Source organism: Collimonas pratensis (assembly GCF_001584185.1).
Taxonomy (GTDB): Bacteria; Pseudomonadota; Gammaproteobacteria; order Burkholderiales; family Burkholderiaceae_D; genus Collimonas; species Collimonas pratensis.
In genome coordinates, this window is sequence record NZ_CP013234.1 from 2,239,626 (window position 1) to 2,263,552 (window position 23,927).

Annotated in this window: 19 protein-coding genes; 15 read left to right on the forward strand and 4 right to left on the reverse strand. The window is 61.4% G+C overall.

Annotated elements, in window-relative coordinates:
• The first annotated feature begins 1 nt into the window (after window position 1).
• The 7 genes from mdcC to CPter91_RS10280 are packed head-to-tail and all read left to right on the forward strand — an operon-like array spanning window position 2 to window position 5,711.
• Entirely contained in the window at window positions 2-316 is a 315-nt protein-coding gene (gene mdcC, locus CPter91_RS10250) for a malonate decarboxylase acyl carrier protein (protein ID WP_061939867.1), read from the forward strand.
• Window positions 313-1,212, forward strand: coding sequence for a biotin-independent malonate decarboxylase subunit beta (locus CPter91_RS10255; RefSeq protein ID WP_061939869.1), 900 nt, complete (start codon window positions 313-315; stop codon window positions 1,210-1,212). The genes mdcC and CPter91_RS10255 overlap by 4 nt, the downstream gene beginning before the upstream one ends.
• Entirely contained in the window at window positions 1,213-1,947 is a 735-nt protein-coding gene (mdcE, locus tag CPter91_RS10260) for a biotin-independent malonate decarboxylase subunit gamma (RefSeq protein ID WP_061939871.1), read from the forward strand. It begins immediately after the preceding gene.
• The gene (gene mdcG, locus CPter91_RS10265) at window positions 1,919-2,596 is read left to right on the forward strand and encodes a malonate decarboxylase holo-[acyl-carrier-protein] synthase (RefSeq protein WP_082792758.1); all 678 of its coding nucleotides are present in this window, start codon (window positions 1,919-1,921) and stop codon (window positions 2,594-2,596) included. The genes mdcE and mdcG overlap by 29 nt, the downstream gene beginning before the upstream one ends.
• On the forward strand, window positions 2,593-3,537 hold the full coding sequence (gene mdcB, locus CPter91_RS10270; RefSeq protein WP_061939883.1) for a triphosphoribosyl-dephospho-CoA synthase MdcB: 945 nt from the start codon (window positions 2,593-2,595) through the stop codon (window positions 3,535-3,537). Before mdcG ends, mdcB begins: the two co-directional genes overlap by 4 nt.
• Before the next feature lie 53 nt (window positions 3,538-3,590).
• A complete protein-coding gene (locus CPter91_RS10275) occupies window positions 3,591-4,745 on the forward strand; it encodes an ABC transporter substrate-binding protein (protein ID WP_061939885.1) in 1,155 nt (384 codons plus the stop codon).
• Window positions 4,746-4,778: 33 nt separating this feature from the next.
• Window positions 4,779-5,711, forward strand: coding sequence for an ACP S-malonyltransferase (locus CPter91_RS10280; protein WP_061939887.1), 933 nt, complete (start codon window positions 4,779-4,781; stop codon window positions 5,709-5,711).
• Window positions 5,712-5,716: 5 nt separating this feature from the next.
• Here CPter91_RS10280 and CPter91_RS10285 read toward each other — a convergent pair whose 3' ends face one another.
• Entirely contained in the window at window positions 5,717-6,622 is a 906-nt protein-coding gene (locus CPter91_RS10285; RefSeq protein WP_061939889.1) for a LysR family transcriptional regulator, read from the reverse strand.
• A 193-nt stretch (window positions 6,623-6,815) separates the two neighbouring features.
• On the opposite strand from CPter91_RS10285, the gene CPter91_RS10290 reads away from it, so the two are divergent.
• The 4 genes from CPter91_RS10290 to CPter91_RS10305 all read left to right on the forward strand — a co-directional run bounded on the left by CPter91_RS10290 (window position 6,816) and on the right by CPter91_RS10305 (window position 10,339).
• Window positions 6,816-7,004: a hypothetical protein gene (locus tag CPter91_RS10290; protein ID WP_061939891.1), complete on the forward strand. Its 189-nt coding sequence runs from the start codon at window positions 6,816-6,818 to the stop codon at window positions 7,002-7,004.
• 381 nt (window positions 7,005-7,385) lie between these two features.
• Window positions 7,386-8,945 carry a S10 family peptidase gene (locus CPter91_RS10295; protein WP_082793452.1) on the forward strand — a complete coding sequence of 520 codons (1,560 nt, stop codon included), beginning with the start codon at window positions 7,386-7,388 and terminating at the stop codon, window positions 8,943-8,945.
• Window positions 8,946-9,005: 60 nt separating this feature from the next.
• Window positions 9,006-9,404 (forward strand): EF-hand domain-containing protein, encoded by a 399-nt coding sequence (locus tag CPter91_RS10300; RefSeq protein ID WP_061939893.1) that lies wholly within the window; start codon window positions 9,006-9,008, stop codon window positions 9,402-9,404.
• A gap of 167 nt (window positions 9,405-9,571) precedes the next feature.
• Window positions 9,572-10,339, forward strand: coding sequence for a class I SAM-dependent methyltransferase (locus CPter91_RS10305; protein WP_061939896.1), 768 nt, complete (start codon window positions 9,572-9,574; stop codon window positions 10,337-10,339).
• 30 nt (window positions 10,340-10,369) lie between these two features.
• Here CPter91_RS10305 and CPter91_RS10310 read toward each other — a convergent pair whose 3' ends face one another.
• Window positions 10,370-19,162 (reverse strand): glycoside hydrolase family 94 protein, encoded by an 8,793-nt coding sequence (locus tag CPter91_RS10310; protein WP_417924850.1) that lies wholly within the window; start codon window positions 19,160-19,162, stop codon window positions 10,370-10,372.
• Window positions 19,163-19,697: 535 nt separating this feature from the next.
• On the opposite strand from CPter91_RS10310, the gene CPter91_RS10315 reads away from it, so the two are divergent.
• Window positions 19,698-20,117 (forward strand): RcnB family protein, encoded by a 420-nt coding sequence (locus tag CPter91_RS10315; protein ID WP_061939898.1) that lies wholly within the window; start codon window positions 19,698-19,700, stop codon window positions 20,115-20,117.
• Window positions 20,118-20,214: 97 nt separating this feature from the next.
• Here CPter91_RS10315 and CPter91_RS10320 read toward each other — a convergent pair whose 3' ends face one another.
• The gene (locus tag CPter91_RS10320; protein ID WP_061939900.1) at window positions 20,215-21,483 is read right to left on the reverse strand and encodes an NRAMP family divalent metal transporter; all 1,269 of its coding nucleotides are present in this window, start codon (window positions 21,481-21,483) and stop codon (window positions 20,215-20,217) included.
• 502 nt (window positions 21,484-21,985) lie between these two features.
• On the opposite strand from CPter91_RS10320, the gene CPter91_RS10325 reads away from it, so the two are divergent.
• Both CPter91_RS10325 and CPter91_RS10330 read left to right on the forward strand, forming a co-directional pair.
• The gene (locus CPter91_RS10325; protein WP_061939902.1) at window positions 21,986-22,522 is read left to right on the forward strand and encodes a ferritin-like domain-containing protein; all 537 of its coding nucleotides are present in this window, start codon (window positions 21,986-21,988) and stop codon (window positions 22,520-22,522) included.
• A gap of 112 nt (window positions 22,523-22,634) precedes the next feature.
• Window positions 22,635-22,937, forward strand: coding sequence for an ElaB/YgaM/YqjD family protein (locus CPter91_RS10330; protein WP_061939903.1), 303 nt, complete (start codon window positions 22,635-22,637; stop codon window positions 22,935-22,937).
• Window positions 22,938-23,010: 73 nt separating this feature from the next.
• On the opposite strand, the gene CPter91_RS10335 is transcribed toward CPter91_RS10330, so the two are convergent.
• The gene (locus CPter91_RS10335; RefSeq protein WP_082793456.1) at window positions 23,011-23,163 is read right to left on the reverse strand and encodes a DUF3309 domain-containing protein; all 153 of its coding nucleotides are present in this window, start codon (window positions 23,161-23,163) and stop codon (window positions 23,011-23,013) included.
• Window positions 23,164-23,576: 413 nt separating this feature from the next.
• Between CPter91_RS10335 and CPter91_RS10340 the strand changes: the two genes are divergently transcribed.
• Window positions 23,577-23,825: a hypothetical protein gene (locus tag CPter91_RS10340; protein WP_061939907.1), complete on the forward strand. Its 249-nt coding sequence runs from the start codon at window positions 23,577-23,579 to the stop codon at window positions 23,823-23,825.
• Window positions 23,826-23,927 lie beyond the last annotated feature (102 nt).

Consider the following 23,927-nt stretch of genomic DNA (forward strand, 5'->3'; position numbering starts at 1 on the left):
AATGGAAACCTTGAATTTTCGTTTTGAACATGGCCAGCGACAGCTGCCCGCGACTGCGCAGCTGTCGGGCGTGGTCAGTTCCGGCAACCTGGAAGTGCTGATCGAAGCGGCGCCGCTGAACGGCGCCTGCACCATTGAAATCAGGACCGCCGCGCGCGGATTCGGCAAGATCTGGCAAGCGGTGCTGGGCGATTTCCAGCAGCGCTGGCAGCTGGCCGATGCGCGCATCGCCATCAACGACATGGGCGCCACGCCGGCGGTCGTCAGCCTGCGCCTGGACCAGGCGGTGGAAGCGGCGCTGGGAGGAAAGCCATGAACAGTTACCTAGAAGCGCATGCGCGCGAGCGCCTGGATGCGGTACTCGACCCAGGCAGTTTCCGTGAATTCCTGCCGCCCTCGCTGCGCATCGTCAGCCCGCATCTGGGCCAGTTGGATGCACCGGTGTCGTTTGATGATGGCGTCGCGATAGGCGCCGGCAAGCTGTTTGGCGAGCCAATACTGGTGGCGGCGCAAGAGGGCGGCTTCATGGGCGGCGCCGTGGGCGAGGTGCATGGCGCCAAGCTGACCGGCCTGCTGCAGCGTGCGCTGCGGGAGCGTCCGTATGCGGTTTTGCTGCTGCTGGAAAGCGGCGGCGTGCGCCTGCATGAAGCCAATGCCGGCCTCATCGCCGTCTCCGAAGTGATGCGCGCCTTGTTGGAAGTGCGCGCCGCCGGCATCCCGGTGATCGTGCTGGTGGGCGGCTCCAACGGCTGTTTCGGCGGCATGGGCATCGTCGCCTGCTGCGCCAATGCAATCGTCATGTCAGAAGAAGGGCGGCTGGCGATGTCCGGGCCGGAAGTGATAGAAACCGCTAACGGCGTCGAAGAATTCGATGCGCGCGACCGCGCACTGGTGTGGCGCACTACCGGCGGCAAGCATCGCTACCTGCTGGGCGATTGCCAGATGCTGGTGGCCGACGACAGCGCCGCATTCCGGCAAGCCGCCTTTGAGCTGATGCAGGAATGCCATGCCGCAGCAGCGACCATTTCCTTGACGCTGGAAGCGCTGGAAGCCGAACAACAATTTTTGCAGGACCGCGTTGATGACTTCGGCGCCGCCGTCGATCCGCTCGACATCTGGCAGAAAATCGGCCTCGCCGATGCCGCCAATCTCCCCATGCTGGAAGCCGACGCCTTTGTCGCCGCTACCGCGCAACTGCGACGGAGGCCTTGAATGGATTGGATCTCGCTAGCAGCGCAGCTGTTCCCGCATGGCCATACCATCGTCGAACAAGATAATTTCCTGACCGGCACGGCGCAAGTTGACGGCGCCACGGTGAGCGTGATCGGCAGCTGCGGCCATGCGCCTATCGGCGTCGAAATCGCGCTGCTGCAGGCACAGGCGGTACTGGCCGCGGTGCGCAATTTTCCGCAGCGGCCTATCGTCATCCTGGTCGATACACAGGGTCAGCGCCTGCGTCACCGCGATGAAATGCTGGGGATCAACAGCTATATGGCGCACCTGGGGAAATGCATGGCCCTGGCGCGCAGCCAAGGGCATAAGATCGTCGCTCTGGTGTACGACCAGGCCTTGTCAGGCGGTTTCATCACCAGCGGCATGATGGCCGACGCCTGTTTTGCCCTGCCGCAGGCGACCATCCGCGTGATGGGTCTACCGGCCATGGCGCGCATCACCAAGGTGCCGCTGGAACGGTTGACTGAACTGGCAAAGAGCAATCCGGTGTTTGCCCCGGGGCCGGTGAACTATCTGCAAATGGGCGGCATCGATGCTATCTGGGATGGCGATCTTGCCCTGCAACTGGCCGAGGCCTTGCGCGACGCCAGCCCGCAAGACCAGCGCAGCGCCGCCGGCCTGCAGCGCGGCGGCCGCAGCCAGGCCTTTCCGGTAGCGCAGGCGGTATTGGATCATGTGAATTTGCATGCGAACTTACGTGATAACGCGCCATAGCCTGGCTTGGCTCAGCGCCGAAGGCTGGCAGCGTGCCGCGCTGGCGGCAACTGCGGACAACCAGGCGACGTTGGCGCGCTGGCAACAGGAAGACTGGCCGTTGGTGCTGCGGCGGCGCGAAGCCGATACGCCGCCAGACGAGTTGTGCCTGGGACTGGCGCTGCCGCCTGACGGCAATGGCGACAAAGTGAGAATTCCTTTGCAGGTCCAGCTGGCGGATGTGCAGCGGGTTGCGGAACCGCTCACCTTGCGCCAGGCGTTGGCGCACATGCCATCCGGCTGGAGCGGCCCGCTGCGGGCCTTTGCCGGCGACTGCCTGCATAGCGGCATCGCACTCAAGTTGTACGGCTCCTGGGCCTGGCAAATCCTGACCAAGCAGAGCTATGTCACCGCCAATTCAGATATCGACTTGTTGTTCACCCCTCGCAATGCGCCGGAATTTGCGCGCGGCATGGCATTGCTGGCGCAGCACGCGGCGCGCTTGCCGCTGGATGGCGAAGTGATCTTTCCGGATGGCCGGGCGGTGGCCTGGAAGGAGTGCTGGCAGGCCATGCAAGCCGATAGCCAGCCGCGGGTGCTGGTCAAGACCGAAAGCGGCGTCGGCTTGACGGCGCTGGCCAGCCTGGTGGCCAGCCTGGAGCCGGCATGACGGCCGTCGCTGCTGCGCAGCAGCCGCAGGCATCGCCGCTGCTGCGCCGGCAAAACCCAGCGCAGCAAGGCCAGGGCCTGGGCAAGCGCCAGCAGCGCGCCTTTTGCTTGCAAGTGGCGCGGCTGGCATTGCGCAGCCTGTATCGAGAATTGCAGCTGTATCCCAAGCCTGGCCTGGTGTCCCTGGTGGACAACGGCAGTCACAGCGACATGGACGCCGCCACGTTCATGCGCAGCCTGTTTTCGCTGCGCCATTTCTTCCGCGAGGTCACCCAGGCCGGCATGGCCGGCAAGGAGTTTGCCGTATTGCGGCAGCTCGGCATCGCTGCCGAACAGCGCATGTTGCGCGCAACCGCGGGGGTGAACACGCACCGCGGGGCGATTTTCTGTCTGGGTATGCTGTGCGCCGCGGCCGGTTATTGCCATGGCCGCGGCATGTCCTTGGCGCCGGCGACGCTGCGTGCCACGCTGCTGATCCAGTGGGGCGATGCCTTGACCCGGCATATGCAGGAGCGGGCGCCGGACGGCAACGCAGCCGGACTCTCGCATGGCCGCCTGGCAGCACAGAAATATGCGGTCAGCGGCGCCAGCGAAGAGGCGGCCCTGGGATTTCCCTCCCTGTTCGAGATAGCGTTGCCGCGTTTCCTGCTGACCCTGAGCGCCGCTCGCGGCTACGATGCCGCCGCGATTGACGCTTTGTTTGCCCTGATGGCCAATCTTAACGACACCAATCTCTACCATCGAGGCGGCCCGGCAGCCGCCGCCAAGGTCAAAACGCTGGCTCGCGGCTTTCTGGAAATGGGCGGCAGTGCGATAAATGACTGGCGCGAGCAAGCAATTAGTTGCCACAAAGTATTTATTCGGGATAAGCTGTCGCCCGGTGGCGCTGCCGATTTGTTGGCAGCCACTTATTTACTGCATGGACTAAGCTACCTGCGCTAAGCGGCTGACCTCCCCATGCAGATACCGCGTCGACGAATATCTCTGGAGAACAAATGAAAGTGCATCAGAAGTTGTCTTTGGCTGTCAGCATCAGCGCATTGAGCCTGTTTGGCTTGCTTGCGGCTGGTAGCGCTAACGCTGAACCTGGCATTACCAGCAACACTATCGTGATCGGCCAGTCGGCCGGATTCACCGGCACCGCGGCGGAAGAGGTCAAGCAAGCGACTGCCGGCGCCCAGTTGTATTTCGATATCGTCAACAAGCAAGGCGGCGTGTTCGGCCGCAAGATCGTGCTGGAATCGCTGGACGATGGCTTTGAACCCAAGCGCACGGTCGAGAATACCCGCAAGCTGCTCAATGAAAAGAACGCCTTCGCGCTGTTCCTGTACCGCGGCACGCCGACCACCGAATCTATCCTGGGCGCCATCAACGACGCCAAGGTCCCCCTGATTGCCCCAGTCAGCGGCGCAACGTCCCTGCATGAGCCCATGCAGCACTATCTGTTCAATGTGCGTTCCAAGTACCGCGACGAAGTCGGCACTGCGATTGAGCAGCTGTCGGGCATGGGCTTGCAGCGCTATGCGGTGCTGGTGTCCAACGATTCCTTTGGCAACGATGCGCTGGAAGGCTTGAAGCAGGCGATCAAGAAGTACAAGCTGCCGGAGCCGGTGGTCGCCAACTACGAGCGCAATACGGTGGCGGTCGAAGGCGCGGTCAAGAAGATTTTTGATGCCAAGCCGCAGGCTGTGCTGATGATCTGCACAGCCAAGCCGTGCGCCGCCTTCATCAAGCAGTATCGCGAAGCCGGCGGCCAGCAGCAGCTGATCACCTTGTCCAACGTCAGCTCGCAGGTATTCCTGCAAAGCCTGGGTAAGGACGCGCGCGGCCTCGGCATGACTCAGGTATTCCCGAATCCGCGCAGCTCCAGCACGCAGATTTCCAAGGAATTCATGACTGCGCTGAAGAGCCGCAGCGAGCTGTCGGATTCCTATCCGACGCTGGAAGGCTATATTTCTGCCAAAATCCTGGTGGAAGGCTTGCGCCGCGCCGGCAACAAGCCGACCCGTGAAAGCCTGGTCAGTGGCCTGGAAGGCATGGGTGGCTACGATATTGGCGGCATGTCCCTCAAATATGGTCCAAACAGCCGTGATGGCTTGAATTTCATTGAACTGACCGTGATCGGCAAGGATGGCTACGTACTGCGCTAAACAGCAATTGCAAGACGCCGCGGCGGGTCAGCCATGACGCCGCGGCTGGCGCTGCTATGCTCGGGGCAGGGCGGCCAGCATGCGGCGATGTTTGAGCTGGTGCGGCGCGATGCGGCCAGCGCGCAGCTGCTTGATCAATGGTTAGCGCCGGTGCTGCCCGGCCTGTCGCTGCAAGCAGTGTTGTCCGACCAGGATCTGCTGTTTTCCAATCGCCTGGCGCAGCCACTGATCGTGGCGGCCACGGCCGCCGTCTGGTCGGCGTTGCAGGCGCAATTTCCGACTCCGGAACTGGTGGCCGGTTACAGCATTGGCGAACTGGCGGCCTGGCATGTCGGCGGCGCCTTGTCGGCACCGCAGGCGATCGCTCTGGCGCAGGCACGGGCACAGCTGATGGACGCCTGCTTGCAGCCGCAGGCGCCGCAAGTCTTGTTCGCCGTCAGCGGCATCGCTTTGCGGCCGCTGGCAAGCCTGCTGGCCTCGCAGCGGCTGCATGTGGCGATCCAAACCGATGCCGATAGCTGTATCGCCGGTGGCCTGCAACAGGATTTGCTGAGCGCGACCGCGGAAATCGAAAGACTAGGCGGAAAAATCACCTTGCTGCCGGTAACGGTGGCTTCGCACACACCCTTGATGGCCGACGCAGTCGCGCCATTTGCCGATCAGCTGCGGCAGCAACTGACGCAAGACCCGGCCCTGCCGCTATTGTCCGGACTTAACGCTCAACTACTGACAAAAAAAGAACAGGCGATAGAGACGCTGTCGCAACAGCTGACGCACACCATCCATTGGAGCGCCTGCATGGATGCCTGTGCCGAGCGCGGCGTCACGGCGGCGCTGGAACTGGGGCCGGGCGCGGCGTTGTCGCGCATGCTGGCGGCGCGTCATCCGCACATCGCCTGCCGTTCGGTGAGCGACTTCCGTTCGCTGCAAGGTGTAATCAGCTGGCTGCAACGGCTGGACGGTTAAGCCATTCAGGCTTGCTCCGCATGCGGCATCAGCCGCAGGAAGGCAGAGATAAAGGCTGCCACCATGGGCGCGGCATCGCGCCGGTAAATCACGGCGACGTTCGACTGCGCATCCTGCGCCGGCAGCTGCAGAAAACGGATGCCCGCGGGCGCGATTTCCTGCATGCTTTCCGGCACGATCGCAATCCCCAGATTGGCTTCAATCAGATTCAGCAGCGAGGCCTTGCGCGAGGTGGCGCGCGACGCCTTCGGGAAAAAATCATGCCGCATGCACAGCGCCGCCACCAGATAGCTGAGGCCGCCGCGATCCTTGTGCGGGACTGAGACAAAAAGTTCATCGCGCAGTTCGGCGATGCCGATCGCACCTCTGTCCGCAAAGCGATGATCCTTGGACAGCGCCACCACCAGCTTTTCAGAAAACACTTTCTTGACCTGGATATTCGGCAGCTGGCGCAATATCGGCAGGCGCACCATGCCGAAATCGGCGCGGCCTTCGTCGATGTCCAGCGCCTGGTGCTCGGACGGCGCGCGAGAAAAATCCAGCGATACGCCGGGAAACTGCGTCAGCAGCCTGCTGAAGATATCACCCATGGCGGCGGACAGCGTCACCGAGCTGGAATGCAGCACGCGGATCCGCCCTTGCTCGCCCTTGCCTACCTGATGCGCCTGGACGATAGCGTTTTCGATGTCTTCCAGAATTCGTTTACTTCTTTCGTAAAACAGCTGTCCCGCCTCGGTCAGTTCGATATGACGCGAATCGCGCTGCAGCAGACTGACCTGCATGTCGGTTTCCAGCTCCTTCATCTGCCGGCTCAACGCCGATTGCGCGATGAACAGATGTTCGGCGGCGCGCGTGTAGCTACCGGCGTCGACAATTTCAACGAAATATTTGAGCTGTCTGAGTGAAATCATTGTTATGCCGTTTCGAGATAGATGCGCGCCATATTCTGTATTGGCGCTGGCCAGGCTTGTAACGCTACAGTGAAGGCATGCGCTGCAGCTGCAGTCTGCCAGGCAATGCCGCAAAGCTGTTTTACCTTGGCTTTTCGAGACGGTCAACATAAAAATCGATGGCACCCACGCCATGACGATCAGGGGGAATCTCATGCTTGAATTTTTACTTTTTGTGATCGGCGCTTGCGGCGTTGCGATCAGTATTTTCGCCAATATCGCCATTGGGCAGTGCGGCGATACGGCTGATGCGGAGCGTGCGCCCGAAGCAGATAAGCCGAAGCAGCGCCTGCTGTTTGGCAAGCCAGGCAGGAACGACGCTGAGGTGGTCGCAGACAGTTGATGTCTTCTGCACGCCGGTATTGCATATCGCATGCCGGCGTGTCGCCGCAGCTGTTAATATTTGCGCATAGGGTATCAGTACATACAGGTCTGTATACGATCGCGCAGCGCCAAGAAAATTTTCATGACCTTGCCGCTCGCGACCTTGAATCCTACGCGTTCTTTGCATATATTGATGTACGACAACAAATTATCACCCGTTTCACCACTTCCTTTCAGTCCGTAAAACACACTTGCACATGCATGACTGACTCAGGCCGAGCCCGCTGGCTTTTCCTGTGCGACGTCACCATTTCCGAGACAAGCGCTAGCCGCTTACCTCGGTTGAGATTGTTATTGTCCGCTGCCGGCAGCGTCGATGAATATCACTTGCGAGGACTACATGTCGATTAAACGAAAACTGTTGTTTGGCCTGGCCGTTTCCCTACAGCTGTGTGCGCTAGCGTTTGCAGCCCATCAGGCCTTGGCGCAGGAGGCCCCCGATGCAGTGATGGCGCGGCCGCCGGCCGACCAGCCTTATAACGACAAGACGCTGTACGGCTTCGGCGCCGGCGATGCACTTGCTGCCGCGCAGGTGACGGAAAACGCCGCGATCACCCACGACAGCATTTCGATCAACGGCAAGACCATCCGCTATACGGCGACCGCTGGCCACCTGACCGCCGCCGATCCGAAAACCGGCAAGCCGGAAGCATCGATTTTCTATGTTGCCTATACCGCCGACAAGCAAAACGCCGGCAAGCGGCCGGTCACCTTTTTCTATAATGGCGGCCCGGGTTCTTCCTCGGTATGGCTGCACCTCGGCTCTTTCAGCCCCAAGCGCATCGTCACCGGCGACCCGGCCACTACGCAGCCGCTGCCGTTTCCCTTTGTCGACAACAAGCAAAGCCTGATTGACACCACCGACATGGTATTCATCGATGCGGTCGGCACCGGTTTTTCCGAAGCTATCAGCCCCAACACCAACCAGACTTTCTGGGGCGTGGACAGCGATGCTGCGGTGTTCCGCGATTTCATCACGCGCTACCTGAACGTCAACCACCGTTTGGAATCTCCCAAGTACCTGTACGGCGAATCGTATGGCACGCCGCGCACCGATGTCCTCGCCAACTTGCTGGAAATGGGCGGCACCAAGCTGACCGGCGTGGTGCTGCAATCGGCGATCCTGAACTACAATTCGAACGCCGACTTCAACGGCGGCTCGTATGGGCCATACTTCCCTGGCTACGCAGCAGTCGGCGCCTATTTCAACCTGGTGACGCCGCCGCCCGCCAACCTCACCACGTTCGCCAAGCAGATGCGCACTTTCGTGGCCGGCATCTACGAACCGGCGGTGGATGCCTTCCTGGCGTCGAACACGCAGCCATCGCCCAATCTGCTGAACCAGCTGTTCTTCAACAGTGGTTATCCGGTAGCGCTCTGGAAGACCGATTTCAACCTGGATGAAACCACCTTCAGGTACAACCTGATTCCCGGTTCGCTGCTGGGGCGCTATGACGGCCGGGTAGTGGCGGTGATCGGCAGTCCTCTGGCGGCCGATGGCGATCCCTCCAGCACCTTGATCACGCAGCCGTTCACCGACCGCATGAACGACTATCTGCCGCGCGGTTTGAAATACACCGCGGTCTCGACCTACAATATAGAAAACGGCGACACCATCCAGGACTGGGTCTGGACTCACGATGGCTTGTACCTGCCCGATACGATTCCCGACCTGGCGGCCGCCATCTACCAGAATCCCAAGCTCAAGGTATTATCGGAGAACGGCTATCACGACCTCGCCACGCCTTTCTACAACACCGAGCTGGACCTGGGGCGCCTCGGCCCGATTTCTGGCCTGCAGATTACGCATTATCGCGGCGGCCATATGATTTATCTGTTCGATCCGTCGCGCCTGCTGATGAAAGGCGACCTGGTACGGTACTACGACAGCCGCTCATGATGCACATGGATATTTTTCCCATTCTGCAGGCTGTTCAACCAGATACCTATTGGAGCTGACATGAAATCATTACTGACATTCCTGGCCATCGCGGCCGCCATCCTGCCGCCTGCGGTACAGGCGCAAAGCGTCGTCAATGCCGCCACCACGCCCACACGGCAAGGGATGGCACAGCTGGGCGACCCGTATGTGCCGGCGCACGTCAAGGCCGCTGCCCGGGTAGCGGCCACACCGGCAGCGGCCGGCGCCTCGCTGCAAGAACGGGCCTTGCAGAAACTGCAAGCGAAGTTTAGCGAAGCCGATAGCAATAACAGCGGTTCCGTCACCAAAGCGCAGGCACAGCAGGCGGGCTTCGGTTTTGTGGCGAACAACTTCGAACAGATCGATGTCAATCACGCGGGCAGGGTTACCTTCGATAACGTCAAGGCCTATATGCGCGCCAACGGGGCGAACTTCTAGGTCTTGCCGGCTCACTGCGGCGGCAGGGTCACACCGACGGCACGGATGGCAAATTGTCATCCATGCCGTTTGTCCATGTTAAATTACCCCTACGTCACTAGATCGACAGGGGGAATGCCAATGGCGCGATTGCTGTTTGACTTGCCTGCCAAAAAGGCGGGCCTTTGATGGATATTGCCGATACCTTTTACGATGACATGGCCTCAGCCTATCATCTGATTTTCGCCGACTGGAATGTGACAATAGAGCAACAGGGGAAAATTTTGTCGGCGCTGCTACCGCCCCCTGCGCTGGCCGGCAAGGTGCTGGACTGCGCTTGCGGCATCGGCACCCAGGCGCTGGGGCTGGCGGGCCGCGGCTACCAGGTGGAGGGCAGCGATCTTTCCACGGCGGAGGTCGAGCGCGCCAGGCAGGAAGCCGGCCAGCGCGGGCTGGATATTCCGTTTCGCAGCGACGACATGCGTCTGCTGCATACCTCGGCCGCCGGCGAATACGGCGTGGTGCTGGCTTTCGATAACGCCTTGCCGCATCTCGACAGCGATGAAGACATCGCCATGGCGCTGGCAGCCATGTACCAGAGGCTAAGGCCCGGCGGCAAGCTGATGCTCAGCCTGCGCGACTACGGGCCGTTGATGGAACAGCGGCCGAGCATGATGCCGCCGGCCATGTTCATGGACGAAGGCCGGCGCCGCATCGTGCATCAGGTCTGGGACTGGCAGGATGAGCGGCGTTATGTGGTCCATCTTTACATCACATGTCAGCTGCCCGGCCTGACATGGAGCAGCAGCCACTTCACCGGCCACTATCGGGCGCTGACGCCGCAAGAGCTGGCGTCTCACGCGAGCAAGGCGGGCTTTGAGCAAGTGCAGATACTGCAACCGGCTGCGAGCGGCTATTACCAGCCGATTGTGGCTGCCATCCGTCCCCTCGCTTGAACCGGGCCGCCCGCAGCATCGACGCTATCGTTATGGCGCTGCCGCCGGCCGCGCCGGCAACAATATCTCCACCACATGCTCGCGGCGGTCGTCCACCAGTGTAATGGCGCCGTCTGCCTGTATCACATCGTCAACCTTGAGGTAGCCGGCGAGGCCATCGACAACGCCCTGGTGCAGGGCGATCCGGTAGGAGGTGTCGCGATAGCGGTAGGTCAGGCGGCAGGAATTCCAGTTGTCCGGCAGGCAGGGCATTACATGCAGCTTGTCGCCGGCCAGCTGCAGGCCGAGCAGGGATTCGACGATCAGGCGGTACATCCAGCCGGCCGATCCGGTATACCAGGTCCAGCCACCGCGGCCGATATGCGGTTCGCCGGCGTAGACGTCGGCGGCGACCACGTACGGTTCGACCTTGTACCTGGCCACCTTGCCGGCAGTCTTGCCATGGTTGAGCGGATTGATCAGCCGCATCAGTTCCCAGGCGCGCTTCTGGTCGCCGAGTTTGGCGAAAGCCATCACCGTCCAGATCGCAGCGTGGGTGTACTGGCCGCCATTCTCACGCACGCCGGGCACGTAGCCACGGATGTAGCCCGGATTCTGGTCGGATTTGTCGAACGGCGGATCGAGCAGCTGGATGATGCCGTCCTTGCGCCGCACCAGGCGCTGGTCCACCGCCTGCATCGCCATCAGGCTGCGCTGCGGATCGCCGCCGCCAGACAGCACCGACCAGCTTTGCGAAATCGAATCGATCTGGCATTCGACATTCTTGGCTGAACCCAGCGGCGTGCCGTCGTCGAAATAGGCGCGCCGGTACCAGGCGCCATCCCAGCCATTGGCGGCGATATTTTTCTTTAGCTTGGCGGCTTCCGCCAGGCAGCGGTCGGCGAAGGCCTGATCTTGGCGAGCGGCGGCGATTTCGGCAAAGCTGATGAGTACGTCGTACAGGAAGAAACTCAGCCAGACGCTTTCGCCTTTACCTTTTTCACCGACCTTGTCCATGCCGTCGTTCCAGTCGCAGGAACCCATCAGCGACAACCCGTGCACGCCGAAACGCAAGCCGTGTTCGATGGCGCGCACGCAATGGACGTATAGCGTCGCCACTTCGCTGGAGCGGCCCGGCAGGTCGTAATAGGAATCTTCGTCCGGATTCACCGCCCGTCCTTCGAGGAAGTGCGCGGTTTCATCCAGTACCGCGCTGTCGCCGGTAGTGCTGACATAGCGGTGCACCGCCAGCGGCAGCCACAGGAAATCATCGGAACAATGGGTACGGACACCGCGGTCGGTGGGCGGGTGCCACCAGTGCTGGGCATCGCCTTCGATGAACTGATGGGCCGCGCACAGCAGCAGATGCTCGCGCAGCAGCTGCGGCTGGCTATGCACCAGCGCCATGGCGTCCTGCAGCTGGTCGCGGAAACCGAAAGCGCCGCCGGACTGATAGTAGCCGCTGCGCGCCCACATGCGGCAAGAGATCACCTGGTACATCAGCCAGCCGTTCGCCAGCAGGTTCAGCGCCGGGTCCGGCGTTTCTATCTGTATTACGCCCAAGGTGCGTTCCCAGAAGGCATTCACTGCCTGCAATGCGGCGCTCGCTGCAGCCGGGCCGCGGTGGCGCTGCAGCAGTTCGCCCAGGTTGGTCTGGCGGGTATCGGCGACGCCCAGTACAAAGACGATTTCGCGCTGCTGGCCGGGATTGAGCTCGAACTGCTGCTGGATGGCGGCGCACGGGTCGAGCCCGGCGCCGACCTTGCCCGACAAGCGTATCCGCTCCATCGCCGCCGGGCTTTGCAGAGAACCGTTGCGGCCGACGAATTCGTAGCGGTCGCCGCTGACGCTGCGGCTGCCGCCGTCGACATCGAAGAAGGCGGTGCGCTCGGTGAACTCGGTATTGTAGGGATTGCGCGCCAGCAGGGCGCCGCTGGCCGGATCGGTTTCGGTGACGATGTGCATCACCGACTTCGGCCGCAACTCGCCCAGCACCCATTCGACGTAGCCGGTGGCGGACAGCTTGCGCACCGCATCCGATTCGTTGCGTACGCGCAGCACGGAATACTTGACCGGCGCATCGATGGCGACATAGATCGTCAGTTCGGAAACGATGCCCTGCTCAATGTGTTCGAACACGCTGTAGCCGAAGCCATGGCGAGTGACATAGTCGCCGGCGCCGCGGCGCGGCAGCGGCGCCGGCGACCAGTAGTGGCCGCTTTCTTCGTCGCGCAAGTAGAAGGCTTCACCGCCGCTGTCGCTGACCGGATCGTTGGCCCAGGGAGTGAGGCGGAATTCATGGGCGTTCTCGCCCCAGGTATAAGCCTGGCCGCTTTCTGAAATGACCGTGCCGAACTGCGGATTGGCGATCACGTTGCTCCAGGGCGCCGGCGTGGTTTGCACCGCCGAGGTGGTGATTACATATTCGCGGCCGTCGGCGCTGAAGCCGCCCAAGCCGTTGGCCATCAGCAGTTCGCGGTTAGCCAGGGCCAGTCCGTCCGGGACGCTGAGCACTTGCGGCCTGAGCGTCGGCGTCAGGCGCGGCACGCGGATTTCCATCAGGTCGCGGCGGTTGATCTGCTCGGCCAGCGTGCCGCGACTGTCGGTCAGGATGACGCGCGCCACTGCCTGGAACAAGATCCGGTCTTCGTCGGAGATCTGGTCCACCAGGCGCAGGAAAATGCCGCCCGGGCGGTCGATCGCGTTGGCGCCGGTCACCGAGGAAATCAAGCCCATGATCTGCTCCTGCAGCAGCTGGCGGTAGCCGGCATGGTCTTCGTTCCAGATCACCAGGTCGACTACCAGTCCTTTCGAACGCCAGTAGGCATGGGCTTGCACCAGCTGCCGTACCAGTTCGATGTTGTCCTGGCTCTTGATCTGCAACAGCACGATCGGCAGGTCGCCGGAAATGGCGTAGCCCCACAGGCCGGACTGGCCGCGATGATTGCGGATCAGCACGCTGGCGTCGGCGCGCAGCAGAGGATTGACGAACACCACCGAGTTCGCCAGGCGGCCGTACAGCTGGGCGTCGGCTTCGCTGGCGTTGAGCTGGCGCAGCACCACCTGGCTGTGCGGCCAGGACAGTTCGACCACGCGGTCGGCCAGATGACGGTCCTGGTATTTCTCGATCAGGCCGAGGCACAGGTCGCGCGAATCGCCGATGCCGGTCACCATGTCGATGGTCACCACTTGTTCCGGCTCCAGCGTGATCTGGCAACGGATCGCCACGATCGGGTCGAGCACCGGCCCGGCGTTGCCGCCCAGCGGACCGGGCTTGCGCATGGCTTGCGGCGCCGCGACGGTGTTGCCGCGGCCGATGAATTCCATGCGGTCGGTCTCGTACGAAACCACATCCAGCTCGGCGCCGTGGATCGCCATCAGATGGAACATCCAGGGCATCTTCTCGTTCATGGAGCGCGGCCGGCGGGTGCACAGGATGGCGCGTTGCGGATCGAGGATCTCAGTCTGCACGAACAGGTTACTGAAAGCCGGATGAGTAGCGTCCGCCGGCGCCGGCGCCAGCACCACCTCGGCATAGCTGGTGATATCGATGGTTCTGCGCATGCGTGAGCGGTTGACGATGCGGGTACGGCGCAGCTCGATATCGTCTTCCTGCGATACGACGATCTCGGTATGCATGTCGAGATTGTTGTCGCGCCGGCGGAATTCGGCCCGGCCTTCGGAAAAGATCACTTCGTAATTCTTGGGCGGCGTCAGCGTCGGCTGGTAAGCGGTCGACCAGAAATAAGCGCCGTCTTCGTTGCTGCTTTCGGCGACGTCGCGCACATAGCAGAAGGCGCCCCAGTTGTCGCGCGTGCTGTCCTCGCGCCAGCGGGTGACCGCCAGATCGTTCCAGCGGCTGCGGCTGCCGCCGGCGCTGGTGATCATGACGTGATAACGGCCGTTCGACAGCAGTTGCACTTCCGGCGTGCGCGGATCCGGGCGCTGCAAGACGCGCATCTGCATGCCTTGGTCGCTGGCTGCGGTGCGGATGTCGGCCAGGTCGGTGGTGTTGGAGTAGGTGGCGCTGGCTTTGGGCACGCGTTCGTGCAATAGGGACATGGTGGCCTGGAATAGCGGATAGGATTCGAAGCGTTTTTGCATGGGGCGGTCGAGCAGCAGGTAGGCCAGCGACAGGAAGCCCATGCCCTGGTGATGCGCCATGAAGGAACGGATTACGGTATTGCTCTGCCCGCGCGGCAGGCGCGACGACGTATAGTCGATGGCTTCAAAGAAGCCGTACTCGCCTTCGAAACCCTCCGCTGCCAGCTGCTGCAGATTGCTGCAAGCTTCTTCCGGCGCCACCATCAGCGCCATCATCGAGGCATACGGCGCGATCACCAGATCGTCTCCCAGGCCACGCTTGAAACCGAGGCCCGGTACGCCGAAGGCGCGGTATTGGTAGTTGAGGCTGGCGTCGAAAGTGTGATAGCCCGATTCTGAAATTCCCCACGGTACGTTGCGCTGGGCGCCGTACTCGATCTGGCGCTTGATGGCGGAATCGTAGGTTTGTTCCAGCAAAGTATTAGCAAAGGTCGGCATCACCAGTAGCGGCATCAGGTATTCAAACATCGAGCCGCTCCATGACAGCAGGATCGGCTCGCCGCCGGCGACCGTCAGCTGGCGGCCAAGGGCGAACCAGCTTTCCTGCGGCAACTGGCCCTGGGCGATGGCGACGAAGGTTGTCATGCGGGCTTCCGAGGCCAGCAAGTCGTAGAAGCTGGCGTCGCGCCGGCGTTCGCTGACGTTGTAGCCGATCGCCAGCAGGTGGGTGGCAGGGTCGTACAGGAAGCCGTATTCCATCCGGGAAAATTCTTCCGCCTGGGTCGCCAACTGCTCGGTCAGCAGGATGTTTTCGCCGGCGCGCCGGCTGCCGTCGGCCAGCAGGCGCTGCAAGGTCGACAACCGTTCGATCTGCCGCGGGTCGCTGTGTTCGGCCAGTTTTTTCTCGAATTTTTCCGTCAGTTCCGTATGCAGGCGCGCCAGCTGGCGCAGGGTCGGGATGCGGTCGAGTTCGGGGAAATCGTCCAACCAGTCGGCCGGCACCAGCGCCTGGTTCCATGGCGTCAGCTGATCCAGTTCCGCCAGCGCTTCGCGGCACTGGCTGGCGAGCGCGCGCGCCCAGACATTGAGCTGAGTGTCAGGCACGCTGTCGAGGCCGGCGACAAAGCTGGCCGTGCATTGGCTCAGGCGCTGCAGAAAATCGTGGGCGACGGTCAATGTGACGGGAGTGGATTGGCAGGCGGAATCCAGGTCTTTCTCGAACTGGATCAGCTTGGCCAGCGGGCCGCCGCCGGCGGTGTCGCGCAGGATTTCATAAGTGTCGCGCAGGCCCGGAAAGACGCGGGTGCCGATGATGGCGCTGTCCAGCAGGCCTTCCAGGCCGGGGCGCAGCGTCAGCAGATGTCCGGCCAGGTTGCCGCTGTCCACGGTCGAGACGTAGATCGGATGCAGCGGCTTCAGGTACTGGGTGTCGTACCAGTTATAGAAATGGCCTTGATAGCGCTCCAGCGCTGCCAGGGTCTGGAAAGTGTTTTGCGTGCGGATGATCAGCTGTCCGGCTGGAATGTAGCCAAAATCGTAGGCTGCCAGGTTGGCCAGCAGCGACAGGCCGATATTGGTCGGAGAGGTGCGCCGTGCGACCACGGCGACCGGATGTTCCTGGACATTGTCGAGCGGTAGCCAGTTGTCTTCCGGGCCGACATAGGTTTCAAAGAAAAGCCATATCTTGCGCGATAACGCGTGCAGGAATTGTGTCTGTTCGTGGCTCAGCTGCGCCTGGCGGCGGCTGATGGGCTGGCTGATCCAGTAGGCAACGAAAGGCGAGGCCAGCCACAACAACAGGATAGCGGCGGCGGCCGGCAGCGCCTGTGGCCGGGCGCTGCCCAGGTAGAGCGCAACCGCCGCCGCCAAGGCAGGGGCGATCCACATGGCGCGATAATAGGAAAGCAGGCCGTTGCCGGACTGGCGGCTGGCCTCGCTGGAGGGCTGCCATTCCAGCAGCTTCTTGTGCGAGGCCAGTATCCGCCACTGAGTGCGGATCACGGCGTCGAGATTGACGGCGGCTTCATAAGGTAGAAAAATCAGTGTCAGCGCGGCATGGCTGAAATGCTGGCCGGCGGCTTTCAGGGTGGCGGAAAAATGCTGGCGCAGCAGGACGTCGGCCGGCTTGCGCAACAGGCTGATGATGCTGGCGCAGATCGATGGAATCAGGATGATCGCCAGCACCACGCAGCTCCAGAACCAGGCCGATGGCAGCAGCAGCCAGCCGGTCAGCAGCAGGGCCGTCAGCGCCGCGGCCACCAGGCTGCGGCGCAGATTGTCGAACAGCTTCCAGCGCGACAGGGCCGACAGCGGATTGCGGTGGCGGACGATCTTGCCGCTCGTTGCATCGCGCACGCCCGGCACACTGGGCAGCAGCCAGGAAGCTATCTGCCAGTCGCCACGTATCCAGCGATGGCGGCGGCGCACATCGGCGCTGTAGCGGGACGGATATTGCTCATACAGCTGGACATCGCTCAACAGCCCGGCACGGGCGTAACAGCCTTCCAGCAAATCGTGGCTGAGCACGCGGTTTTCCGGCATGCGGTTGCCCAGAGCCTGTTCAAAGGCATCGATGTCGTAGATGCCCTTGCCGACAAAGGAACCTTCGCCGAACACGTCCTGGTACACATCGGATACCGTGCGGGTGTAAGGATCGATGCCAATCTCGCCGCCGCACAGCAGCTCATAGCGCGATGCCGCCGCGCTAGGCAAGCTGACCGCCACCCGCGGCTGCAGGATGCCGTAGCCGTCCATCACGCGCTCGCGGGCGGCGTCGTACAGCGGCCGGTTCAGCGGATGGGCCATGGTGGCGACGAACAGCCTGGCGGCGTCGCGCGGCAGTTCCGTATCGGTATCTAGCGTAATGACATAGCGGACGTTGCTGAGGCCGTCGGTATCGCCGACGATCAGCGAGTAGATATCTGCTTCGCCGCCGCGCAGGAAGGCGTTGAGGTCGGCCAGCTTGCCGCGCTTGCGTTCGTAGCCCATCCAGGATTTTTCCTGCGGATTCCAGCGGCGTGGGCGATGCAGCAGCAGGAAGCGGTCGTCATGGGCTTTGCTATATTTTTTGCTGTCTTCCTGCCGGTATTTCTGGTTCAGTTCGGTGATGTTGTGCGCGATATATTCCAACAGGCTGTCGTCTTGCGGCAGATTTTCGCTGGCGGCGTCGGCGAAATCAGTCAGCAGGCAGAAACGCAGGTTGTCGTCGCGGTTGGCGAGGTAGCGCACTTCCAGGGTTTCGGTCAGCTCATCGATGTTTTGCCTGGTGAACAGCATGGTGGGGACGACCACCAGCGTGCGCGATTCACGCGGTATGCCTTCCGAAAAATCCATGCGCGGCAGCGGCCGCGGCACCGTGATCAGCGTGGCGAGCCAATTGACCATGGCCAGCGCCAGCTGGCTGGCGGCGAGCAGCGTGAGTATTCCCAGCACGGCCAGCAGCCGGACGTTGACGCCGTCATCGTATGCTTTGGCCAACACCAGGCCAGTCGCCAGCAGGCTCAGCAGCAGGATGCTGACCAGGTACACCGCCAGGGGGAAATCGCGGCCGGCGCTGCGCAACCGATCGCGCCAGGGCGGATTGAAAGCGGCGGCAGCTTCTAGCTGCGGCAAGCCTTTGCCTATCAGGAAATAACCGACATGGCTGTTGCGTGTTTCGCCGCCGCCCGGCACTATCTGGGCGGCTGCCAACAGCAGAGCCCGTTGCGCTATTTCGATTTCAGACATGCCGCTGTGCTTGGCGAGTTTTTCGACAACGTGGCGGTAGCAGTCGCGCGTGGCGAAATCCATGCGGGTATAGACGTCGCTTGGGTCCTTACGCAAGATATGGTCGACCGCGCTCATGGTTTCAACGAATTCGCGCCAGTCCATGGCGCTCAGAAAGCGCAGGCTGCCGATGCTGTTGCTGATGGACACCTGGTCGGCCGCCTGTTGCTGGGTTTCGGATTGGACCAGTTGTTCAATGGTCTGGCCAGATTCGGTCAGACGCTGCGACAGCCAGGTCATGGGCAGCGTCAGCGCCGGGCTTTGTCCTTGCAGGCGCCGTACCAGCTCGGCCACAAAAGAACCGTCGAGTGGCGGATTGGAGCGCGCCATGTCGGCCACCAGCAGGATCAGGTTGCTGGGATCGTTTTCGGCGCTTTCCGCCATCGCGTCGGCCCAGGAATCGGCCAGGTTGCGATTGAGGCGAGTCTGCGCCAGATGGGCAGCGACCCGGCGCAGGTTCTCGATCAAGGCCAGGCGCAGCATGATAGGAATCGCCCACAGTTCGCCGAGCGCCAGCGGCGTCACCTGCTGATAGGCAGCGACGAAGCGGCTCAGGTTTTCCGGATCGACACGGCCATCGCCATGCGAGATGGTTTCCAGTGCGATGTCGTATACGCGCGGGCGTCCGGCGGAGTTGCCGCGCAGCAGGCGCGGTAACTCACGGCTGTAGTTTTTCGGCAGATGCCGCTTGGCGGTGCGGATCTGTTCTTCGATCAGGTAAAAGTTGTCAAGCAGCCATTCCGCCGCCGGCGTCACCTGGCGGCCGGTCTTGACGGCGTCGGTCAGTTGGCTGCAGGCATCGATGATCACGGCTTCATTCTCAGCCAAGCGCGTCAGCAGCTGGTCGCGGCCGCGTTCGGGGCTGAGCTTGTGGGCGTTTGCCAGGATCCGCCCGTGTTGCTCCATTTGCAAAGCGCTGAACAATTCGGCGCGCAAGGGCAGCTCATCATCGTTACGGCCGCCGTCATTGTCTGAGCGCAGCGCGGTTTTGATGGCGAGGAAGTAATCGAATACGGATTTGTGGTCTGTTTTCAATTTGGCCGTTTCTATTTTTTCAAGCAAAGAAGGCCGGAACGCAGAGTGCAGGAGAGGTTGCGCCGATCCGGTTCTGGCCCTGCTGGATATCGCTTCTGGCAAGCGTCATGGCGCCGCGTCAGGAGAAGACGTTCGACAGGGAACGATAGAGATTTAGCCCGTAGGGGAGATGCATAAGTACTGACGACTGCAGCGTGGATTGCTGACCTGCGGACCGTCCTACGGCTTACAGGTTAGCAGATTCCCGGGTGAAGCTCCATGCATGCGCCCGAAGCGCTCCAGGTGAAGCTTTAGCGCTCCGACACGTTTTGCATATTGCTCAGACTACGGCAGTTGCCGCTACGGTTCGGTGCGCTGGGACACATAGCGCGGTAGTACGATGTGTTGCAGGAATAGAAAACTATTTGCAGGCAACCGTGCTTGTGTGCGTTGGCGTACGGATCGTCTGAATCGGTGAGCCTATCCTGCATAGAGCCGGGAAGGATTCGGCACCGGACGCAGAATATTGTAGCGTCGCAATCAACTGGAGCCCAGCATGGAAAAGAAAACAACGGCGAAAACAATTGTCTCCGCCATCATGGCGATGTCGCTGCTCACGGGTGGCCTGACATTCGGCCAGGGATTTGACAAGCCCGTGCCGGGCTACGATCAGCATCGCAACGAGCAGCAGCGCAACGACCGGCCTGACCGCCGCAACGATCAGGGCCGCCAGCAGGATCGGGGCAATTACAACGATCAGCGCAGCGGCGAGCGCGGAGCAGGTCCTGACCACGCCTTCTACCGCGGCCAGCGGCTGCCGCCGGAATACCGCAATCGTCAGTATGTGGTCGACGACTGGCGCGGCCACCACCTGAGCGCGCCGCCGCGCGGCTATCATTGGGTGCAGACCGGCGGCGACTATGTGCTGGTTGCGATATCCACCGGCATCATCCTGCAGATGTTGTTAGGAAACTGACAGTCGCATGAAGTCCCGGCCGCCGGCAGCGCCGGCACCGGAAAAATCCCTGGGGCTCAGCTGAGCGCCAGGGATTTTTTTGTTGCCGTGATGGATATCATGATCCGAATGTCATGAACATCGTCAGCACCGCCAGCGTCATGGCGCCGGTGCAGATCCAGCCCAGCAGCTTGAGTTTCCTGCCGATGACGAAACGGCCCATGATGCCGGCGTTGGCCGCCATCAGCATCATGACAGCCATGATCGGAACCGATATCACGCCGTTGATCACCGCGCTCCAGTACAAGGCCTTGATCGGATCGATCGGCGTGAAGCACAGCAGGACGCCGATGGTGGTAGAGACGGCGATGATGCCGTAGAACTTCTTGGCCAGCAGCGGCTTCATTTCCAGGCTGTTTTGCCAGTGGAACGCGCCTGCCATGGCGTAGGCCGCCGATCCGGCCAGCACCGGCACCGCCAGCAGGCCGGTGCCGATAATGCCGGCGCTGAACAGGACGAAGGCAAATTCGCCGGCAATCGGCCGCAGGGCGGAAGCTGCCTGGGCCGAGGTCTGGATATCCGTGATGCCATGCATGCCGAGCGATACTGCAGTCGTCAACATGATGAAATAGGCGACAATATTGGAAAATCCCATGCCGATGACCGTGTCCGCCTTGATCCGGCTGAAATTGGCGCTGGCCTGCTCCGGCGCGTCTTTCAGCGCTTTCGCACCGACTTGCGCCTGCATGTCCTCGACTTCCTGCGAGGCTTGCCAGAAAAACAGATAGGGACTGATGGTGGTGCCGAACACCGCCACCACGGTGGTGATATAGGCCGGTTTCCAGGACAACTGCGGCCATACGGTTTTTGTGAACACTTCGGTCCAGGGCGTGTGCATCGCGAATGCAGTGCCGACATAGGCCAGCAATGCCAGCGTGAGCCATTTCAACAGGCGCACATAGCGGTTGTAGGGAATGAATACCTGCAGTAACAGCGACAGCGCGCCGAAACCCAGGGCATACAGATGGGCAGGACCGCCTGTCAGCAGCGTCAAGGCTTCGCCCATGGCGGCGACATCGGCCGCGATATTGATGGTGTTCGCCACCAGCAGCAACCCGACGATGCCGTACAACAGCCACGCTGGATAGTGCAGGCGGATATTGGTGGCCAGGCCGTGGCCGCTGACGCGGCCGATCCTGGCGCTGATGATCTGTATGCCCACCATCAGCGGGAAAGTCAGGCACAGTGTCCACAGCAGGTTGAAGCCGAATTGCGCGCCCGATTGGGAGTAGGTCGCAATCCCGCTTGGATCGTCATCGGCGGCGCCGGTAATCAAGCCCGGACCGAGTTTTTTTATCCATGACTGCCGGGAAGCCGAATCTGCCATATATCTCCTGTCATGCCCCAATGCCGTTAAGTTAAGGATACTGGGAATGCGTCTCGGCGACCCCGACAACGCGTCCCGAGCTAGGCGCCCCCCGACATTCCCGCGAACGCGGGAATCCATTTTAATCACCATCCCCTGCAACATGGATCCCCGCGTTCGCGGGGATGACGCAATGACCGCATTGCTGTCATGCCCTGTTTTAAGATTGCGCTTTGCTCGCGCGCCTGTTGCAGCAAGGGTAGGTGGCGAGGGGCCAGCGGTCTGTGCGTCAGCACACACAGCCTGCCGGCGAGCGGCCCTGACCGCTCTAAGCGGGTTAAAACCAGCGCTATGTGTGTCAGCGTACCGATCCCACCGCGGAAAAGTCCTATAAGTAAACCCTAGAGTTTCGTAGCGCCACCCTGAGTCGCCAGCCGGCCGCCGTCTTGCCCTGCGACTTGTGGGGGATTGGCGGCAGCGGAGCAGTCCTGACCCTTCCTACCTTTTTGACGGAGAGCACATCATGCAACAAGCGAAACAAAATGGTTCAACAGGCATCGATACCGCAGCGATACGCGCTGCCGCAAAAAACATGGACGACGGTGCGGTGACTGCAGGCTACCGCGGCGACCGCAAGCTGGTGATCGATCTGCTGAACGGCGCGCTGGCTACCGAACTGGTGTGCGTGTTGCGCTACAAGCGCCATCATTACACGGTCGCCGGCCGCGAGAACGGCTCGATCAAGGCCGAATTCCTGGCGCACGCGCTGGAAGAGCAGGGCCACGCCGACCAGATCGCCGAACGCATCGTGCAGCTTAACGGCGAACCCGATTTCAACCCGGCTTCGCTGGCCGAGCGCAGCCATGCCGAGTACGACGATGCCAAGGATGTCAAGGCCATGATCAAGGCCAACCTGATTGCCGAACGGGTTGCGATCGAGTCTTATCGCCAGATGCTGGAAAAGATCGGCGATAGCGATCCGACCACGCGCCAGATGTTGGTCGGCATCATGGCCAAGGAAGAAGAGCACGCTGACGACATGCGCGATTTGCTGGCTTAATTGCTTACATAGTTGCTGGATTAATTTCCGAGTTAAATCGTAGTCATTGGAAGCGCCGGCCGCAGATCGGATGCGGTCCGGATTGTCCAATATTTATTTTAAGGAGTCTATCTTGTTAGAGAAAAATCTGAGAGCGGTCAACCGCGACGTGAAGGTGCTGGTGCAGGATTCGCAAGCCTTGTTTCAGGCGGCGGCTGCATTGACCGGCGACAAGGCCGATGAACTGCGCGCACGCGCCATGCGCATGCTGGACAGCGCGCTGGTGGCGGCGCAGGAAGCGCAAGCCGTTGCCGTTGACGCCGGCAAGGAAGCGGCCGATTCGGCCGAGCAGTATGTCAAGGAAAATCCATGGCAGGCATTGGCTGCGGCCGCTGGCGTGGGATTCCTGATCGGGGTGATAATGACGAAGAGATGATCTGGCAGGCGGGTATGAAAAAACGTGGCGCATGCAGCGCCACGTTTTCGTTGCGGCTGACGCCGCGCTTTGGTCAGAGATGGCCGGTGAGCAGCATCACAATCAGGATGATGACCAGCAGGCCGGAGATGCCGCTCGGCCCATAGCCCCAACTGCGGCTGTGCGGCCAGGTCGGCAAGGCGCCGACCAGGATGAGGATCAGGATGATCAGTAAGATGGTGCCCATGCTGTGCTCCTTGTAGAAATTTGAAAAGGCAGGCATCGTCTTGATGCTTGCGGCGGGAATGGATAATCCGGATTTCCTGTGCTTCCACCTTAGAGCTAAAGAATCGCTGGGTCTGTGCGCTGCCGTACTGAACCGTATCGACGGCCGCCACCGCAAACGGCAGGGCGCGACACGCAGGCGCGGACTTCATATACACTGGTCAAGGAGCACAGGAATTTATTGGAAGATTGGCGTGGGTTCGCTTTTCCTACGATCGAATGCGGTGTTGTCGGACACGCGCTTGCGCTGCAACTGTTTACAGTGGTGAAAACTGGAAAAACGTGATCTGATCGGAATCACTTTGATCATTGCCTGCCGCATGCAAGATGTGGCGGATGCCATCCGATTTTCCCCGCTACCGTCTGGAGACTGCCATGCATTCAGAAACAATTGGTGAATACGAAATCGAGTGTTCCGGGCTGCAACTGCCTGACAGCGAAGGCTGGGTGGCCAACCTGGTCATCTACGCCCCTTCCTGCAATCCCATGCATAGAAACGATATCTTTCCGTCGCAACGGGTGGCGGTCGATAGCGTCTTCGCCAGCGAACAGGAAGCGGAAGCCGAGGCTCGCACCTACGCCATCGCGCTGATAGAAAAAGGCCGCAAGAAAGAGGTGCACTGAAGCCGCCAAAGGTAACAGTCTACGGAATAAAAGACATAATAAAAGACATAAAAAACGGCAGCGGGTAACATGGCTGCTGTCGTCATATTTATTCAGTAAGGA